Origin of the sequence: Amycolatopsis arida, assembly GCF_900115565.1 — a bacterium.
Taxonomy (GTDB): domain Bacteria; phylum Actinomycetota; class Actinomycetes; order Mycobacteriales; family Pseudonocardiaceae; genus Yuhushiella; species Yuhushiella arida.
Window position 1 is genome coordinate 40919 of sequence record NZ_FOWW01000013.1, and the last position, 17483, is coordinate 58401.

Annotated in this window: 21 protein-coding genes; 13 read left to right on the forward strand and 8 right to left on the reverse strand. The window is 74.9% G+C overall.

Features of this window, described 5'->3' with window-relative positions; genetic code table 11:
- Positions 1–361: 361 nt before the first annotated feature.
- A complete protein-coding gene (locus BM051_RS26460; RefSeq protein ID WP_243859858.1) occupies positions 362–1381 on the reverse strand; it encodes a polysaccharide deacetylase family protein in 1020 nt (339 codons plus the stop codon).
- 284 nt (positions 1382–1665) lie between these two features.
- On the reverse strand, positions 1666–2079 hold the full coding sequence (locus BM051_RS26465; protein WP_092536226.1) for a nuclear transport factor 2 family protein: 414 nt from the start codon (positions 2077–2079) through the stop codon (positions 1666–1668).
- Positions 2080–2168: 89 nt separating this feature from the next.
- Between BM051_RS26465 and BM051_RS26470 the strand changes: the two genes are divergently transcribed.
- A complete protein-coding gene (locus BM051_RS26470) occupies positions 2169–2609 on the forward strand; it encodes a MarR family winged helix-turn-helix transcriptional regulator (protein ID WP_092536229.1) in 441 nt (146 codons plus the stop codon).
- Between the two features lie 186 nt (positions 2610–2795).
- Here the strand turns inward: BM051_RS26470 and BM051_RS26475 are convergent, their stop codons facing one another.
- A complete protein-coding gene (locus BM051_RS26475; RefSeq protein ID WP_092536232.1) occupies positions 2796–3461 on the reverse strand; it encodes an ArsR/SmtB family transcription factor in 666 nt (221 codons plus the stop codon).
- Between the two features lie 73 nt (positions 3462–3534).
- Between BM051_RS26475 and BM051_RS26480 the strand changes: the two genes are divergently transcribed.
- From BM051_RS26480 to BM051_RS26495, 4 genes are all read left to right on the forward strand, one after another.
- Positions 3535–4896, forward strand: coding sequence for a rhodanese-like domain-containing protein (locus BM051_RS26480; RefSeq protein WP_092536429.1), 1362 nt, complete (start codon positions 3535–3537; stop codon positions 4894–4896).
- Positions 4893–6158 (forward strand): MFS transporter, encoded by a 1266-nt coding sequence (locus BM051_RS26485; RefSeq protein ID WP_092536234.1) that lies wholly within the window; start codon positions 4893–4895, stop codon positions 6156–6158. Before BM051_RS26480 ends, BM051_RS26485 begins: the two co-directional genes overlap by 4 nt.
- Positions 6155–7291, forward strand: a complete 1137-nt coding sequence (locus tag BM051_RS26490; RefSeq protein WP_092536237.1) for a cysteine desulfurase family protein — start codon at positions 6155–6157, stop codon at positions 7289–7291. The genes BM051_RS26485 and BM051_RS26490 overlap by 4 nt, the downstream gene beginning before the upstream one ends.
- A 118-nt stretch (positions 7292–7409) precedes the next feature.
- Positions 7410–8249, forward strand: coding sequence for an SAM-dependent methyltransferase (locus BM051_RS26495; protein WP_092536240.1), 840 nt, complete (start codon positions 7410–7412; stop codon positions 8247–8249).
- On the opposite strand, the gene BM051_RS26500 is transcribed toward BM051_RS26495, so the two are convergent.
- On the reverse strand, positions 8239–8535 hold the full coding sequence (locus tag BM051_RS26500) for an SNARE-associated domain-containing protein (RefSeq protein WP_134046384.1): 297 nt from the start codon (positions 8533–8535) through the stop codon (positions 8239–8241). The genes BM051_RS26495 and BM051_RS26500 overlap by 11 nt on opposite strands.
- Positions 8536–8626: 91 nt before the next feature.
- Positions 8627–9238, reverse strand: a complete 612-nt coding sequence (locus tag BM051_RS26505; RefSeq protein ID WP_092536247.1) for a class I SAM-dependent methyltransferase — start codon at positions 9236–9238, stop codon at positions 8627–8629.
- Between the two features lie 128 nt (positions 9239–9366).
- Here BM051_RS26505 and BM051_RS26510 point away from each other — a divergent pair, with 128 nt between their 5' ends.
- Positions 9367–10542, forward strand: coding sequence for a sensor histidine kinase (locus BM051_RS26510; RefSeq protein WP_092536250.1), 1176 nt, complete (start codon positions 9367–9369; stop codon positions 10540–10542).
- Entirely contained in the window at positions 10539–11177 is a 639-nt protein-coding gene (locus BM051_RS26515) for a response regulator transcription factor (protein WP_092536253.1), read from the forward strand. The genes BM051_RS26510 and BM051_RS26515 overlap by 4 nt, the downstream gene beginning before the upstream one ends.
- Positions 11178–11183: 6 nt before the next feature.
- Here BM051_RS26515 and BM051_RS26520 read toward each other — a convergent pair whose 3' ends face one another.
- The gene (locus tag BM051_RS26520; protein ID WP_092536256.1) at positions 11184–11963 is read right to left on the reverse strand and encodes a putative protein N(5)-glutamine methyltransferase; all 780 of its coding nucleotides are present in this window, start codon (positions 11961–11963) and stop codon (positions 11184–11186) included.
- 212 nt (positions 11964–12175) lie between these two features.
- On the opposite strand from BM051_RS26520, the gene BM051_RS29280 reads away from it, so the two are divergent.
- From BM051_RS29280 to BM051_RS26540, 5 genes are all read left to right on the forward strand, one after another.
- Positions 12176–12340: a hypothetical protein gene (locus tag BM051_RS29280; RefSeq protein WP_166677861.1), complete on the forward strand. Its 165-nt coding sequence runs from the start codon at positions 12176–12178 to the stop codon at positions 12338–12340.
- On the forward strand, positions 12337–13053 hold the full coding sequence (locus BM051_RS26525; protein ID WP_092536259.1) for a YwaF family protein: 717 nt from the start codon (positions 12337–12339) through the stop codon (positions 13051–13053). Before BM051_RS29280 ends, BM051_RS26525 begins: the two co-directional genes overlap by 4 nt.
- 191 nt (positions 13054–13244) lie before the next feature.
- Complete coding sequence (locus tag BM051_RS26530) at positions 13245–13658, forward strand: hypothetical protein (RefSeq protein WP_092536262.1); 414 nt, start codon at positions 13245–13247, stop codon at positions 13656–13658.
- Between the two features lie 484 nt (positions 13659–14142).
- The gene (locus tag BM051_RS26535) at positions 14143–14805 is read left to right on the forward strand and encodes a S1 family peptidase (protein ID WP_208326036.1); all 663 of its coding nucleotides are present in this window, start codon (positions 14143–14145) and stop codon (positions 14803–14805) included.
- A 158-nt stretch (positions 14806–14963) separates the two neighbouring features.
- Positions 14964–15146 carry a hypothetical protein gene (locus tag BM051_RS26540; protein ID WP_092536268.1) on the forward strand — a complete coding sequence of 61 codons (183 nt, stop codon included), beginning with the start codon at positions 14964–14966 and terminating at the stop codon, positions 15144–15146.
- On the opposite strand, the gene BM051_RS30550 is transcribed toward BM051_RS26540, so the two are convergent.
- Together BM051_RS30550 and BM051_RS26545 are read right to left on the reverse strand one after the other, a co-directional pair.
- Positions 15110–15190: a hypothetical protein gene (locus BM051_RS30550; protein ID WP_341770883.1), complete on the reverse strand. Its 81-nt coding sequence runs from the start codon at positions 15188–15190 to the stop codon at positions 15110–15112. The two genes, BM051_RS26540 and BM051_RS30550, sit on opposite strands and share 37 nt — an antisense overlap.
- A 99-nt stretch (positions 15191–15289) precedes the next feature.
- Positions 15290–15904 (reverse strand): TetR/AcrR family transcriptional regulator, encoded by a 615-nt coding sequence (locus tag BM051_RS26545; protein ID WP_092536271.1) that lies wholly within the window; start codon positions 15902–15904, stop codon positions 15290–15292.
- 143 nt (positions 15905–16047) lie between these two features.
- Here BM051_RS26545 and BM051_RS26550 point away from each other — a divergent pair, with 143 nt between their 5' ends.
- Complete coding sequence (locus BM051_RS26550; protein ID WP_092536275.1) at positions 16048–17439, forward strand: flavin monoamine oxidase family protein; 1392 nt, start codon at positions 16048–16050, stop codon at positions 17437–17439.
- The last annotated feature ends 44 nt before the right edge of the window (positions 17440–17483 follow it).

The following is a 17483-nucleotide window of genomic DNA, read 5'->3' on the forward strand; positions in this document are numbered from 1 at the left end:
CCGAGCTGACGCCGCACGAGCTGTGAGCCGTCGGCGACGTGGTGTGGCGGGCGGCGCGCGGCCGGGGGCCGAGCTCGACCCGCGGTGCGTCCGCTCCGCCGTCGGGAGGCGCAGCCTCGCCCAGTTCCACCAGCACGTGTTCGTCCGCCGCCGGGCACTGTCGACCTCGTCGCCTGGATGAACGGGCACCGCTGGCGCGGCGTAGCGCGGATCCCGTCCGTCGATGTGGCCGATCTGGGCCCGGCCGCGGCATGACGTCCGCCGAGCCTGGCGAGACGCCCTGGCGACGTCGGCTCGGGGCCCGACTCGGACGCTCCACACGGCCGCCGGGTGTCGGGGTCGCCGCGGCCGCCTCGGGCCGTCAGTACGGCGCGGCCTTGGCGCGGAACTCGGCGGCCAGCTCGGTGTCCAGTCGCCGGGGAAAGGAGATCCGGTCCGGGTCGCCGTCCGACGTGTAGCGCGCCGACGGCAACTGGTCCAGCCAGCTGGCGGACCCGAACTCGGCCTCCGCGCCCGTGCTGCCCTGCGACCGGATCCGGGGAACGCGCAGCGGATCGAACTTCGCGGCGAACGGCGACGGGGCTGGGTTGGCCCCGACGAGCATGACCCCGCGGTAGTCGTAGGAGTCGCCGCGCCGCGCGAGCTCCGGATCGTCCGGGTGCACCCCGAACGGCAACGCCAGCGTCACCGGCGCCGCCTCCGGCACCGCCTGCCGGATCAGCCGGTCACCCTCCGCGATCTGCCGCCGCGCCTGCTCGGCGCCGAGCCGACCCAGGTTGGCGTGCCCGGCCGTGTGATTGCCGATCTCGAAGCCGTGCTCGTGCAACCAGCGCAGGCTCCGCGCGCCACCGGGCTCCTCGAAGGGGTCGGCGTTGACGTAGAACGTGGCCACCGGGGTGAACCCGGGATGGTCCCGGGCGACCTCGAGCAGGATGGCCACCGCGGTCCCCGGCGCGGGCTGCCCGTCCGGGCCGAGGGCGAACTGGCTCGCCGTGCCGTCGTCGAACGTCAGCACCACGGGATGGGCACCCGCGGGCAGCTCGATCCGGCCGGACACGAAGTCGGCGGCCGTGACCGGCACGTAGCCCTCCCGCGCCAGCCGCTCCAGCTCGGCCCGGAAGTCGGCCGGACTGCGGTCGTAGGGCGACGCGGGCTCGGGCACGATCCGGTGGTACATGAGCACCGGAACCAACCCGAGCTCGTTCGCGCCGACCTCCGCGGGATCGGGGGGCGGGCTCGCCACGGCGGCGTCGGTCGGCGGTGGAACCTCCGACGGCGGAACCTCCGGCGGCGGCGCCGGTCGCGGTCCGGAACAGGCCGCGAGCGAGAGGGCGACCGCCCCGAGCAGGGCGGTCATCCGGCGGCCGAGCACGCGGTTCATCCTTCGCACGGTAGGCACGCCGGCACCCGCTCGCACGCGTGCTCACCCGAGCGGTGGATCTTCCGCACCGCCCCGCGGCCACGGCAGGTCGGCCCGCCGCCACGCCAGCCTCCCCGTCGGCGAGCCGGCGGGGAGGCTGGCGAGCAGGCGGACGGCGGCGTGGGCGAGCACCAGTCGGCGCCCCGGCAGTCGGTGATGATCTCCTGGTCCGCGGGCAGGTCGAGATGGTGCTCACCCCCGCCGCCACTCCCGCTGAGCCGAGCGGACGTGCCCGGGTGCCGTCGTCAGTGGTCCCGGATCCAGGCGGGCGTGATCCGGGCCTCGCGGACCCGCCAGCCCTCGGGCGTGCGCGTCGCGGTGTAGTCCAGCCGCACGCCACCACTCCGGTGGGGCGGCTCGCCGTCGCGGTAGAAGTACACCAGCTGGTTCGCCGACGCCTCCGCCCGCTCGCCGTCGACGCTCACCTGCACGTCACCGTGCACGTGCTGGGTGCGCTCACCCTCGACCTGGGACCGGCGCAGGAACGCGAGCACCTCGTCGATTCCGCGCAGCTCCCCGCCGCGCGGCGAGTGCACCACCACGTCGTCGGCGTAGACGGTCCGCGCGAGCTCGTGACGTTCCTCGTCCAACAGGCGGGCGAGGCGGGTGAACAGATCGGTGATCTCGAGTCGGTCGGTGATGTGGTCGGAGGCGGACATGAGATTCTCCTCATTGTTGGCGTCGCCAATGTTGGTGAAGCCAACGGTAACAGAAGTCGTTGGTCATGCCAACGGTGTACGGTGATCGCGTGGACGAGATCCCCGCGCGCCTTGCCACGAAGCCGAGCTGGCTGATCACCCAGCTGGCCGTGCATGTCCGGCGGTTGGTGTTCGACGGCTTCGCCGAGGCGGGGGCGCGCGGGTACCACTACCGCGTCCTGGCCGCGCTGCACGAGTTCGGGGCGGCGAGCCAGGCCGAGCTCGCCCGCCGGTGCGGCATGGACCGCAGCGACGTGGTGGCGGCGGTCAACGAGCTGGCCGAGCAGGGTTGCGTCGAGCGGAGGCCGGACCCGGACGACCGCAGGCGCAACACGGTGACCCTCACCAAGGAGGGTGAGCGGCACTTGCGACGCATGGACCGGGTGCTCGACAGCGTGCAGGACGAGCTGTTCGAACCGCTGTCGGCCGAGGACAGGCGAACCCTGACCCGGCTACTCACCCGGCTGCTCACCCACCACAAGCCGGGCTGACCACCGGTCGGAACGGCCGGCGCTCGACCTCAGCGCCTCTCCCGGTCGGCGGTGCCAGTGGTCAGCGCCCTCCTGCCGGAAAGCGGCCGGCCGACACGGCCGAACAGGTCTTTCCGGAAGGAGGATCAAGGGTGGTCACCCAAAGCCGAGCTTCGCGGGCCACGGCCGTGCTGGGCCATCGCGACCTCACCCCGGCGCGCCGGTGGCGACCGGGAGGTCGGCGAGCCGCCATTCCAGCATTCCGTCGGCGAGGCGGCGGGCCGGGCGGCCGTGCTCGCTGAGCAGGCGGACGGCGTCGTGGGCGAGCACGCAGTAGGCGCCCCGGCAGTAGGCGACGATCTCCTGGTCGGCGGGCAGGTCGGCGAGCCGCTCGGGCAGTTCGTGCAGCGGTACCGACACCGCGCCCGGGATGTGCCCCGCCGCGTACTCCTCGCGCGGCCGGACGTCGATCACCAGCGCCCGCCCGGCGCGGACCCTGCGCAGCAACTCGTCCCGGTCCACCTGCTCGGTGTCCGGGCCCAGGTAGGCGGCCTTCGCGGCCTCGGCGTCGGGCAGGTGGGCACAGGCCACCGCGCGGACCAGCGCGTAGAGCGCGGCCACGTCGACTCCGGCGAGCCGGTAGTAGACCTTCGTCCCGTCCCGGCGGGTCGCCACGAGGTTGGCGTGCCGGAGGGTCCGCAGGTGCGCCGACGCGGTGGTCAGGTTCAGCTCGGCCGCGCGGGCCAGCGACTCCACCGTCCGCTCGCCCTGCGCGAGCAGGTCCAGCAACTCCAGGCGCTTCCCGCTGCCCAGTGCCTTGCCGACCCGGGCGAACTGGTCGAACAGGGCCGTCTTGGCCGCTCGGTCACCCACCTGTTCCTCCCACGACGGGTATATTCCAATAATCCATAGAATAGTGTACGACAGCGAGACGAAGGAGGCGGTCATGGGTGGAGTGGACCTGATCCCGCTGGTGGACGAAGGGCTGGGCAACGCGGCCTACCTGGTGGACCTCGGCGACGGCAGGGCGCTGGTGGTCGACGTCAGCCTCGACCTGCGCGGCGCGTGGCGCGCGGCCCGCGGGCACGGCCTGACCCTGGCCTTCGCCGCCGACACCCACCTGCACGCCGACTTCGTCTCCGGCGCGCGGCAACTGGCCGCGACCGAGGGGGCCCGCGTGCTGGCCTCCGCCGAGGGGCACCGGGAGTTCGCCCACACCGGGCTGCGCGACGGGGACGAGGTCGACCTCGGCGGCCTGCGGCTGCGCGCGCTGGCCACCCCCGGGCACACCGACGAGCACCTGTCCTTCCTGCTGCTCGACGGGAGCACGCCGCTCGGCGTGTTCACCGGCGGTTCGCTGCTGGTCGGCGCCGCGGCGCGGACCGACCTGGTCGCGCCGGAACGGACCGAGGAGCTGGCCCGCCGGCAGTACGCGTCGCTGCGCCGGCTGACCACCCTGCCCGACGACGTCGCGGTGTGGCCCACCCACGGCGCCGGCTCGTTCTGCACCGCGCCGCCGGACACCCGGCGCACCAGCACCATCGGCAGGGAGAAGGAGACCAACCCGTTGCTGCGCCTCGACGACGAGGACGCGTTCGTCGCCGCGCTGGTCGGCTCGCTCGGCAGCTTCCCGCCGTACTTCCACCGGCTACCCGAGGTGAACCGGCGCGGCCCCGCCGTGCTCGGCGGCGCCCCTGAACTGTCCACCATGGACCCGGCGGCGGTGCGGGCACTGCTCGCCGAGGGTGCCTGGCTGGTCGACGTCCGGCCGGTCGCGGAGTTCGCCGCCGGGCATGTCCCCGGGGCGGTGTCGATCCCGCTGCGCCCGGCGTTCGCCTCCTGGCTCGGCTGGCTCGTTCCGCCCGACGTGCCCGTGGTGATCGTGCGCGGTGCCGACCAGGACCCCGCCGAGATCGCGTGGGCCGCGGCGAAGATCGCCTACACCACGCTGGTCGGCGAGCTGGCCGGTGGCCTGCCCGCCTGGCGCGCCGCGGGGGGCGCCACGTCCAGCACGGCACTGGTTGGCCCCGAGCGGGTGGGCCGCGCTCCCGTGCTGGACATCCGGCAGGCCGCCGAGTACGCCGCGGGCCACGTCCCCGGCGCCCGGCACCTGGAGCTGGGCGAGCTCCCGGCGCGCACCGGCGAGCTGCCCAGGGAGCCGGTGGTGGTGATGTGCGGGCACGGCGAACGGGCGATGGGCGCGGCCAGCGTGCTCGAGCGGGCCGGTCACCGAAACGTGGCCGTGCTGGCCGGCGGGCCCGCCGACTGGGTACGGGCCACCGGCCGCTCGCTCGAGGTCGGCGGATGACGGTGCGGTCCCGGCCGGCACCACCCCGGCTGGGGTTGCGCGCCAACCTCGCCCAGTTCGGCCTGCTGGTCGCGGTCAACGCCCTGGTGGGCGGGGTGTTGGGGCAGGAGCGCAGCGTGCTGCCGGTGCTGGCCGAGCGGGAGTTCGGGCTGACCGGCTACACGTTCCTGCTCACCTACGTGTTCGCGTTCGGGGTCACCAAGGCGGCCACCAACTACGCCGCCGGCGCGCTCGCCGACCGGTGGGGCCGCCGGCCCGTGCTCCTGGTGGGCTGGGTGGTCGCGGTGCCGGTGCCGCTGCTGCTGATCTGGGCGCCGGACTGGGGCTGGGTGGTCGTGGCGAACGTGTTGCTCGGGGTCAGCCAGGGGCTGACCTGGTCGACCACGGTGATCATGAAGATCGACCTGGCCGGGCCCGCGCGGCGGGGTCTGGCCATGGGGCTCAACGAGGCGGCCGGGTACGCCGCGGTCGCGCTCACCGCGCTGGCCACCGGCTATCTGGCCGCGCGGTACGGGCTGCGCCCCGCGCCCTTCCTGCTCGGACTCAGCTACGCCGTGCTGGGGCTCGGGCTGACCGCGGCGCTGGTGCGGGAGACCCGGGAGCACGCCCGCGCCGAGGCCGCCGCGCACCCCACCGGCGCCGTGTCCGCCGCGCTGACCAGCCGGGAGGTGGCCGGGCACACCAGCCTGCGCGAGCCCGCGCTCTCGGCGGCCAACCAGGCCGGCATGGTCAACAACCTCAACGACGGCCTCGCCATGGGGCTGTTCCCACTGCTGTTCACCGCCGGCGGGCTGACCGTGCCGGACATGGCGGTGCTGGCCGCCCTCTACCCGGCCGTGTGGGGACTCGGGCAGCTCGGCACCGGACCGCTGTCCGATCGGTGGGGCCGCAAGCACCTGATCACCGCGGGCATGCTCACCCAGGCCGCCGCGCTGGGGCTCGTCGCCGTGGCCGGCACGTTCGCACCGTGGGCGGTCGCGATGGCCCTGTTGGGTGCCGGCACCGCACTGGTGTACCCGACGCTGCTGGCCGTGGTCGGTGACGTCGCCCATCCGGCGTGGCGGGCCCGCGCCGTCGGTGTGTACCGGCTGTGGCGGGACGGGGGCTTCGCGGTCGGCGCGATCGTCTCCGGTGTCGCCGCCGACCTCTGGGGCCTGCGGGCGGCCGTCTGGGTGGTCGCCGCGCTCACCGCCGCCTCCGGCCTCGTGGTGGCCGCCCGCATGTACGAGACCCACCCGCGCGGACACAGGAGCACCGCATGACCGGCACCGAGCCGATCTATCTCGACCACAACGCCACCACGCCGGTCGATCCCCGCGTCGTCGAGGCGGCCCTGCCCTACCTGACCGACCACTTCGGCAACCCGTCCAGCGGCCACGCGCACGGCCGGCGGGCCGCGACCGCACTGGCCGGCGCGCGGGCCGCGGTCGCCGAGCTGGTGGACGCCGCCGCGCCGGACGAGATCGTGTTCACCAGCGGCGGCTCCGAGGCCGACACGCTAGCCGTGGTCGGTGCCGTGCTGGGGCGGGGCGGCCGCGGCCACGTGATCACCCAGGTGACCGAGCACCCGGCCGTGCTGGCCGCGTGCGCCGCCCTCGCCCGGTGGCACGACGTCCGGGTGACCCACCTCGGCGTGGACGGCACGGGCCTGGTCGACCCGGCGGAGCTGACGACCGCGCTGACCCCGGACACCGTGCTGGTCTCGATCATGCACGCCAACAACGAGACCGGCACCGTGCAACCGGTCGCCGAGCTGGCCGCGCTGGCCCACGCGCACGGGGCGCTGTTCCACACCGACGCCTCGCAGACCGCCGGCAAGATCGGTGTCTCGGTGCGCGGGCTCGGCGTCGACCTGCTCACCGTCACCGGGCACAAGATGTACGCGCCCAAGGGGATCGGGGCACTGTACGTCCGAACCAAACTGGAGTTGGAACCGGTGGTCCCCGGCGGCGGGCAGGAGCGCGGCCGGCGGGCGGGCACCGAGAACGTGGCGCTGGCCGTCGCGCTCGGCGCGGCCGCCCGGCTCGCCGACCCAGGTGCGGCCCACCGGCAGCGGCGCCCGCGCGACCTGCTGCACGACCGGTTGGCCGCGACACTCCCGGGGCGGGTCCGGCTCAACGGCCACCCCACGCTGCGGCTGCCGAACACGCTGAACGTCAGCGTCGACGGCGTCGGCGGGGACGAGCTGCTCGCCGCCACTCCCGAGGTGGCCGCGGCCACCGGATCGGCCTGCCACGAGGGCGATCCGCGGCCTTCGCCGGTGCTGACCGCCATGGGGCTGTCCGCCGCGCGGGCCCGCTCGGCGCTGCGGCTCACCGTGGGCCGGTGGACCAGGGAGGCGGACGTGGAGCGGGCCGCGCGGCTGCTCGCCGGTGCCGCGGCCGGTGTGCGCTGAGCGCCGGACGGTCGCGCGAGGTTCGTCCGGTCGGCCGGTAGGCAGCAGGTGACCGGCCCGGCACACTGGGGAGTCCACTGGTGGGGAGCAGTGACCGAACGGGCAAGGGGAGAGTCCGATGGGGGAACACGCGTGGGAGGCGCCGGCCGCGGTGGACCGGCCCAGCTCGGCCAGGGTGTACGACTACCTGCTCGGTGGCCGGCACCACTACGCCATCGACCGGGTCTTCGCCGAGCAGCAGCTGGCCAAGATCCCGGACATCCGCGACGCGACGCGGTCCAACCGCGCCTTCGTCGGCCGGGCCGTGCGGTTCGCGCTGGACCGCGGGATCCGGCAGTTCGTCGACATCGGGTCGGGGCTGCCCAGCCAGGGGCAGGCGCACGAGGTGGCCGACCGGGTCGCGCCGGAGGCCGGTGCGCGGGTGGTCTACGTCGACAACGAGGACATCGCCGTCGCGCACGCCCGGATCCTGCTGCTCAGCGGGGCCGAGTCGGGGGCGACCGACCCGGAGCGGCACAAGGCGGTGTACGCGGACTTCCTCGAGCCGCACGACCTCTGGCGGAAGGTGCTCGACACCGGGGTGATCCGCCCCGACGAGCCGACCTGCCTGCTGGTGACCGCGATCCTGCACTTCGTGCCGCCCGAGCGGGAGCCGGAGAAGGCGCTGGCCTACTACCGCGACCAGGTGCGGCGGGGCAGCGTCCTGGTGCTCACCCATGGGTTCGACGAGCTCGACGAGCGCTCGGCCCGCGAGGTCGCCGCGAACTACGCCAGGACATCCACCCGCGTGCACCTGCGCAGCCGGGCGGAGCTCACCGCGTTCTTCGGCGACTGGGAGCTGGTCGAGCCCGGGGTGGACTGGGTGGTCCGGTGGCGCCCGGACGGAACCGAGGCCGAGTGGTGGGGCGACGCCCCGGCGCGGTCGCGCTACCTCGCCGGCGTCGCGGTCAAGCCCTGACCGACACCGACCGGCCGCGCAGCGGGACCGTCCCCAGCACCACCAGCCCGGCGAGCACGAGCACCGTGCCCACCCGCTCGTAGGCCTCCCCGGAGAGGTGGCCGACCAGCACCGCGGCGGCGCCCCACACCGCCGCCGAGGGCGCGCTCCGCCGGGCGAACGTGCGGCAGGGCAGGCCGACGCCGGCGGCCAGCCGCGGGGTCAGCGTCCTGGCACCGACGACGAACTGGCCGAGCGCGCGCGGGTCCGCCGTGGGTGTCCAGCAGCCCGCTCGCCCCGGCAGCACCACGCCGACAGCAGCCCGGACTCGGCCACCACCAGCCCGGCGGTGCACAGCGGGACGAGGACCGCCGGCACCCCGGCCCACAGCTCGGCCATCACGCTGCTCCGCGGGGCCGCCGGCAGACGACGACCCGCGCCGGCGGCAGGTTCCGCCACACCGCCTGGCTCACCAGCACCTCGTCGAACACGTGTCGCACCAGCCGGTGGAACCGTCGGGCCCCGGTGAGCGCCCCCGCGTGCAGGTAGCCGAACGTGCTGAACGCGGCGCCGGGCGCGAGCACCCCGCCCACCTGGGTGAGGATCCGGAGCTGGGCGTCCGGCCCGAACAGCGACCACGGCAGCCCGCTGACCACCGCGTCGGCCCTCGTCACGCCGTGCTCGGCGAGCAGCCGGCCGAGGTCGCGGGCGTCGCCGCGGACCACCTCCACGCCGGGGTGGGCCCGCCGCAGGTGCTCGACCAGGCGCGGGTCGACCTCCACGGCGAGCTGCCGGGCACCCGCGGGCAGCCGGCGGCGGATCGCGGCGGTCACCGCCCCGGTGCCGGAGCCCAGCTCGACCACGACCGGCGCCCCGGTGCTGGGCGCCACCGCGGCGAGGACGTCGGCGAGCGCGGCGGAGCTGGGCGCCACCGCACCGACCGTCACCGGCCCGCGCAGCGCGGCGGCGAGGAACACGCGGCGGTCCCGCGACTTCTGGCTTGCGTTCATGCGGCCACTGTCGCCGCGGCGCGGGCAGCCCGCCTCGGTCCGCGGGCCGCGCCCACCGGCCCCGGGGAGGAGCCGGCCTCCTGCTGTGGGAGGAGGCGTGCCCGGCGTCCGGCACTTACCTTTCCACCGTGCTCACCACTCGCCAGCCGAGGGTCTTCGGCGTCCCGGTCGTGCCGATGCGGCTCGCCCCGCTGGTCGTCGTGCCCGCGGTGCTCACCCTGCTCACCTCGCCGTACCTGCCGACGACCGCGGTGGACTGGGTGCTGTCGATGTCCTCGGCGGCGCTGTTCGTCGCCGGTGGCCGGTGGCCGCTGCCCGTCGCGGTGGGACAGTCGGCCCTGTTCGCCGCCGTGACGCTCACCGGGGCGCTGAACTCGTTCGTGGTTCCCGGGCTGGCCGCGGTGGCGCTGGTCGAGGTGGCCATGCGGCGTCGGGAGGCGCTGCCGGTGGTGGTCGGCGGCTCCGCATGGGCCGGGGCGGTGCTGGTCGGCCTCGTCGACGTGCTCGGTGGACTGTGGACGGTGGCGACCCTGCTCCGGCTGGTGCTGCTGGTGGGCGGGCCGATCCTGCTCGGCCGGCACCTTCGGTCGCTGCGCGAGCTGGCCGCCACCTATCACGAGCAGGCGCTGGCGGCCGAGCGCCGGCGGGCCACCGAGACCAGGCAGGCGCGCACCGAGGAGCGGATGGCGATCGCCCGCGAGCTGCACGACCTGGTGGCCCACCACGTGGCGTCGCTGGTGCTGCGGGTGGGGGTGGCCCGGCACGTGGTGCCGGAGCTGGACCCCAGGGTGGCCAGGGTGCTCGACGACGTGCACGCCACCGGCACCTCGGCGCTGGCCGACCTGCGCCGGCTGGTGGCGGTGCTGCGCGACCCGGCGTCGGTGGAGGTGCCGCTGGTGGAGCCGGGCGACTTGGCGCCGGCGCTGGACGCCGTGCTGGAGCGCACCCGGCGGGCCGGCCACCCGGTGCTGGCCGAGATCGACGCCGAGGCGTCCGAACTGGACGCCGTGCGCCGGCTGGCGGTGCTGCGGGTGGTCCAGGAAGGATTGACGAACGTGCTCAGGCACGCCGGACCCGGTGCGCGGGTCCGGGTCGCGGTGCGCCGGGACGCCGGCGACACCGTGTCGGTGGAGATCGACGACGACGGTGCCGGCGCGACGGTGTCGCCGGGAGACGGGCACGGGCTGGTGGGCATGCGGGAGCGGGTGGAGCTGGTCGGCGGGACGTTGACGGCCGGGCCGGCGGAGCGGGGCTGGCGGGTTCGGGCGGTGCTACCGCCGGCTCCGGTGGAGGCGGCGCGGTGATCCGCGTCCTGCTCGTCGACGACCAGCGGCTCGTGCGGGCCGGGTTGCGGATGCTCTGCGAGTCCGCCGGTGACCTGCTCGTGGTGGGCGAGGCGGCGGGCGGCCACGAGGCGGTGCGGCTGGTCGAGCGCGAGGTGCCGGACGTGGTGCTGATGGACCTGTGGATGCCGGGCATGGACGGGATCACCGCGACCGAGCGGGTCCTCGGGCTGCGGCCGGGGACCCGGGTGCTGGTGCTCACCACGTTCGACGACGACGAGCACCTGTACCGGGCGCTGGCCGCCGGCGCGTGCGGGTTCCTGGTCAAGGACGCGGCACCGGCGGACCTGCTGGACGCGGTCCGCAGGGCGGCCGGCGGGGATAGCCCGTTCAGCCCGGGGGTGCTGCGCCGGCTGGTGGGGCAGGCGGTGCGCTCCCACACCACCGGCCCCGAGCCGGAGCCGCTGCCCGCGCTCACCGACCGGGAGCGGGAGGTGCTCGCCCTGGTCGGCGCCGGGCTGTCCAACGGTGAGATCGCCGAGCGGCTGCACCTGGGGGTCACCACGGTGAAGACCCACGTGGCAAACCTGATGACCAAGACCGGCAGCGACAACCGGGTGCGGCTGGCGGTACTCGCCGTGCGGGCCGGGCTCTGACCCCGCCTATCCCGGCATGGTCCCGCTGACGACGGTGCCGGCCAGCTCGGCCGACCCGGTGACCTCCGGTGCCAACCCGTGCCGGGCGAACGCCTCGGCGGTTCGCGCCGCCTGGTGCCGGCCGGTCTCCACCAGCAGGTGGCCACCGGGCGCCAGCCAGCGCGGCGCCGCGCCGATCACCCTGCGCTGGACGTCCAGCCCGTCCGCGCCGCCGTCGAGCGCCGCCCGCGGCTCGTGCACGCGGGCCTCCGGGGGCAGGAACCCGAGCTCGCCGGTGGGAACGTAGGGGGCGTTGGCCACCAGGACGTCGACCCGGCCGCGCAGGGCGGTGGGCAGCGGGTGGTCGAGGTCGCCGAGGTAGGCGTGGCCGGTGCCGGCGAGGTTGCGGCGGGCGCAGCGCACCGCGGCCGGGTCGATGTCGACGGCGTGCACCTCGGCCCGGCCCAGCGCCGCGGCGATCGCCGCGCCCACCGCGCCCGACCCGCAGCACAGGTCGACGACGACCGGGACCTCGGTGGCCCGGCCGGTCGCCAGCGCGGCGGCCCGGTGGACGAGGAACTCGGTACGCCGGCGCGGGACGAAGACCCCCGGCGCCACCGCGATCCGGAGGCCGGCGAACTCGGCCCAGCCGAGGACGTGCTCCAGGGGCAGCCCGGCCACCCGCCGGTCCACCAGCGTGCCCAGCTCGGCCGGCGACCGCGCCGCGGCGCGCAGCAGCCGGGCCTCGTCCTCGGCGAAGACACAGCCCGCCGCCCGCAACCGGGCGACGGTGTCGAGTTCTGTCATCGGGCCTCCGCGGCGGGTGTGGGACCTGCCCTGGCAGGGCGGCTCGCCCTCATCGTGCCGGCCCGGTGGTGCCGTCGTCGCCATCGGGGTCGCGCGCGTCCCCGACGCTGGTCGCGCCGCCGGCGTGGCGGTGGTCAGCGCCGTCGGCGGGCACTGGCACTGGCCGTGCTGTGCCAGAATCGGCGCACCGACCGGCGCCGAGAGGACACCGCATGACCCGCGACACCGTCGCCGCGGATCGGACGGCCGTGGCCAGCCGGACCGGCCCGCGGCGCGGCGAGAGCATCCGCGGTGCGGTGCTCGACGCCGCGAACGGCCCGTTGCGTGCCGTGCTCACCCACGCCGCCGCGATGTCCCGGGGGGCGGACCTGGCGTGACGATCGCGGCCGAGCGCTTCTCCGCCTACGGGTGGTCGCACGCCGCGGTGCTGCTCGCCTTCGCGATCGGTGCCGTGGTGCTGGTCCCGCTCGGCCGCCACCACGGGCACACGCCCACGGGCCGGCGGGTGGCCAGGGTCGTCGCCGCGGTGGTGCTGGTCGTGCAGGCGGTGGTGCTGGTGCACACGATCGTCGCCACCGACACCCGCCTGGCCGAGGCGATGCCACTGCACATCTCCGACCTCGTCGCCGTCTGCGCCGCCTACGCGCTGTGGTCGTCGCGCCGGTGGGCCTTCGCGCTGACCTACTACTGGGGCCTGGCGCTGAGCACCCAGGCGTTGGTGTCGCCGATCTACCGCGGACCGGACTTCCCGGACCCCGAGTTCCTGGTGTTCTGGGGCATGCACCACGCCGTGGTGTGGGTGGCCGTGTACCTCACCTGGGGGCTCGGGTTGCGCCCCGGGTGGGCCGACTACCGCCGCACGGTGGCCATCTCGGTCGGCTGGGCGGCCGTGGCGATGGCCTTCAACGCCCTCACCGGCACCAACTTCGGCTTCCTCAACCGCAAGCCGGAGACACCGTCCCTGCTCGACGTGCTGGGCCCGTGGCCGTGGTACCTCGTGCCGGAGATCCTGCTGGTGCTCGGCGCGTGGGCGCTGATGACCCTGCCCTGGACGTCCCGGCCGGCACGCCCGGCTCGGCCGGCACGGTGAGCCAGGGCCACGGGACGGGCGCGGCTCGACGAGAGACTTGACGATATCTGCACTGGTGGATGTAAATTGGATCAAGTGGGCGCTCGAGATAACCTGTGCCCGAGTCTGACCAGCGCGGGACGAGGAGGGCCGCCGGCGCACCCGGTCCCCCGTCCCGAGCGCGGCGGCTGTCGAGCGGGAGGAGTCGAACCATGGGCTTGGAGCGGATCTGGATACGCACGGTGAGCGACGGGTTGCTGCGCGCCGACCAGGTGATCGGCATCAGCTGCCACCGCACCCCGACGCTGTCCGGCAAGCCGGCCCGCTGGCTGGTCAACGCCGCGCTCGCCGTACCGGCCGGTAGCGGCAACGCCGAGGGGTGGGACATGGCCAACCTGCACCGGACGCTGGCGCAGACCGACCGGGAGCCGCGGCGGGCGCCCGAGGCACTGGCGCGGCTGCTGGCCCAGTTGGCCACCGGCGGGGTGGGCGGGATCATCACTCCCGTGGTGGACAGCGGCGACCGCGGGGAGGTGCGGTTCGAGTTCACCCCGTTCGACGGCCGCAACGGCAACGGGCACTCCCCGGCGGTGATCGGCTCCAGGGACCCCGTCGGCGTCGGCTGAGCCGCCCGCGCGCCGGGTACGGTGACCATGCCGGACCGGGGCGCGCACCCGATCGCGCCCGCGCCCTCGCCGAAGGGGTGCCGCGCCGAGCCACGACTCGCCGCGGCACCCGACCGGTGGCGGCCGAACGGCACTTGAATATCCACCTCGGACGGTGAGGCGGAGCTGTCCGGGCCGTCGACGACACCTCGCATCCGCTCGCCGCGGGGCGGGCCGGTGCCCGCGGGTCACCACTCCCGGTCGCGGCCGTGGCGGGTTGCGCCGGCCGAACGCCCAGGTCGGCGGCTCCAGGCAAGGGTTCGCGGAAACATCCGACCGGTGTTATGACCGAGCTGAGATATCCCTTTTCACCCGGTCGAGTGATACGAATCTCGTGACCAAGACACTCCCTGCGCGAGAAATCGCGTGTCTTCGGAATCGAGGAACCGTGCGAATCACCAGACTGTTCCCTGCGCTCCTGGCCGCGTTGCTCTCCCTGCTCGCCATGGCCCCCAGCGGATCCGCGGCACCCGCGCCACCATCGTCGGACGGCGGCGCCACGCCGTACATCATCGGCGGGAGCTACGCGAGCAACGCCCCGTGGGCGGCGCGGCTGTTCTCCAACGGCCGGCAGACGTGCACCGCCACCATCATCGCGCCCACCTGGATCCTCACCGCGAAGCACTGCGTGAGCCGCGGCGCGCTGTCGTTCCGCATCGGCAGCCTCGACCAGACCAGCGGCGGCACGGTGGCCAACGGCGTGCAGACCTACAACCATTCCTCCGACCTCTCGCTGGTCCGGCTCGACCGCTCGGTGTCGGCGACCTACGCCCGTCTCGGCGGGCCGGGCTCGGTCACCGTGGGCCAGACCGTGCAGGTGTACGGCTGGGGCGCCACGTCCCGGTGCGGTTCGGAGATCAACTGCCAGTCGCGGTACCTGAAGGTCGCCAACCTGACGGTGAGCGGCGGCTGCGGCGACGCCTACGGCGGCGCGGCGATCTGCGCCCGCCCCGGTGACGGCATCACCGCCGGCGGTGACTCCGGCGGCGCGATGATGTCGAACGGCGTGCAGGTCGGCGTGGCCTCCACCAGCGACCGGCGGTCCATCACCGCGTACACCAACGTGACGCGGTACCGGTCCTGGATCCAGTCGATCGCCGGGGTCTGACCCCGCTGGCTCGCCGGGCGCCGGGTCCTCGACTCCGGCGCCCGGCCCGCGCACGGGACGGACGGTCCGGTCGCGCGAGCGCACATCCGGGGTTGCCGGCCGGTCCCGCCCGGCGCCGGACGTCGTTGGCGACGACGAACACCTTGGCGAGCTCGTGGATGAACAGCACGGTGGCCAGCCCGAGCAGCCCGAACACCGCCAGCGGGACGAGGCTGAGCACGATCGTCGCGGATGCCGATGACGCCGAGCACCGCGTGGTCGTGCTCGACGACGGCGACCGTGGCGGCGGCGTCCGGCAAGCGGGTCATCGCTGGGTGTCCACAGTGGAGCGTCCTTCGTAAATGGTCCCGTCGCTGGCCACGCGCTCTCCGGCACGCGCCAGCATCCGGTCGCCCACGCGCAGCTCGTCAATCTCACGCCCGTCGCTGTGTTCGGGCAGGAATGGCCGGGGCTGCTCGTGGATGCCGGCCGCGGGCCCAGTGGGTCAGCTCGTGCGGGGGAGCAGGCCGTTGGCGATGGCGTCGGTGGCGGTGGCCAGCAGCCGGCGCAGCTCCGCCTCGTCCCGGCGCAGCGCGTCGGGACGCCAGGCGAGGCTGATGATGCCGTTCCAGGCCGCCCACAGGACGGTGGCGACCCGCTCCGGGTCGTGCGCCCGCAACTCGCCCGCCTCGATGCCCGCGCGCAGCGCGGCGACCAGGCGCTGGTTCTGCTCGTCGACCGAGCGGGCGAGCCGCTCGGCCAGCTCGTGCCCGGCCTGGTACTGCCCGGGGGAGTTGGGGAAGGCCAGCATCCGGAAGTAGTCGGGGTAGGCGAGGTAGAACGCCAGGTACTCGTCGGCGGCGGCGTAGATCGTCTCGAGCGGTCCGGCGTCGGAGAGGTAGGCGCGGTCCATGTAGTCGCGGTCGACCTCCAGCGCGCGCTCGACCACCGCCGCGTGCAGCCCGGCCTTCGACCCGAAGTGGTTGTAGATGGACCCGACGGCGACACCGGCGCGCTCGGCGATCTCCTCCACGGTCACCTCGTCGGCCGACCGCTCGCCGAAGATCTCCTCCGCCGCGCGCAGCAGCTTGTTCAGGGTGCGCTCCTTGCGCGGATCCATCGCGTCCTTCCGTCGGCGCGCCGGCCGGCGAGGCCGAGGCGTTGCACCGCTGCCACCTGCCGGGCTAGCCTATCCGCCCGACTTCATGTAATGCTTGCAAAAACTCCGTCAGGGTCGCGCCCCGCGAACGAAGGGACCAGCTGATGGCCATCTCCACCGAGCGCGCCGACGTCGTCGTGGTCGGCGCCGGCATCTCGGGACTGGTCGCCGCCACGCGGCTGGCCGCCGCCGGGCACGACGTGCGCGTGCTGGAGGCCCGCGACCGGGTCGGCGGCCGCACCCTCAACGCCGACCTCGGAGACGGCAAGATCGTCGAGGTCGGTGGCCAGTTCACCGGTCCGGGCCAGTACGCCATCCAGCGGGTGGCCGCCGAGTTGGGCGTGTCCACCTTCGCGACCCACGACACCGGAGCCAGCCTGCTGGAGCTGAACGGGCGGGCCCGGCGCTGGCTCGTGGGGCGTCCCTGGATCGGGGTGACGCCGACGGTGTCCTACCTGCGGGCGCAGCGCGCGCTCGACCGCATGGCGCGCCGGGTGCCGGCCGAGGCGCCGTGGCTGGCCCCCGACGCCGCCAGGTGGGACGGCCAGACACTGGGCTCGTGGCTGCGCCGGCACGTGCGCTCGCCGCGGGCCCGCACGCTGCTGACCATGGCGGTGCGCGCAGTGTGGTCGATCGAGCCCGACGACGTCTCCCTGCTGCACATCCTCGCGTGCATCAGCGCGGGGGAGAGCCTGCGACGGCTGGTGTCCACCCGCGCCGGTGCCCAGCAGGACCGCTTCGTCGGCGGCTCCCAGCGCATCGCCGAGCTCCTCGCCGAGCGCCTGCCCGAACCGCCCCGGCTCGGCCACCCGGTGCGGCGGATCGTCCAGGACGGCGACCGGGTCACCGTCCACGCGGACGGCCTGACCGTCTCGACCCACCGGGTCGTCGTCACGGCCCCCCCGATGCTGGCCAGCCGCATCGACTACCAACCGGCGCTGCCACCCGGCCGCGCACAGCTGCTGGCTCGCACCCCGCAGGGCACCACGCTGAAGTGTCTGGCCGTCTACGCCGAGCCGTTCTGGCGGCGGACCGGGCTCTCCGGTCAGGTCGCCTCGGACACCGGCCCGGTCGGCGCCGCGTTCGACAACTCGCCGCCGGACGGTGACCCCGGAATCCTGCTCGGCTTCGTCGTCGGCGGGCACGCCCGGCGCCTGCTCGACCTGCCCCCCGCCGATCGCCGCGCCGCCGTGCTGACCTGTTTCGCCCGGTGGTTTGGCGCGGAAGCGCTGACCCCGCAACGGTTCCTGGTCGGCTCGTGGTCCGAAGAGGAGTGGACGCGCGGTTGCTACGCGGGCTACTTCACGCCCGGCACGTGGACGTCACACGGGCCGTGGCTGCGCCGGCCGCACGGCCGGATCCACTGGGCGGGCGCCGAGACGGCCACCCGCTGGATTGGGTTCATGGACGGCGCGGTCACCGCGGGGGAGCGTGCCGCCGGCGAGGTGTGCGCGGCGTTGCGCGCCGAGGGCGCGGTGAGCGAGGTGGCGCGGTGACCGAACGCGGCTGGCGGTGGATCCTGCTGCCCCTCGGCGGGGGC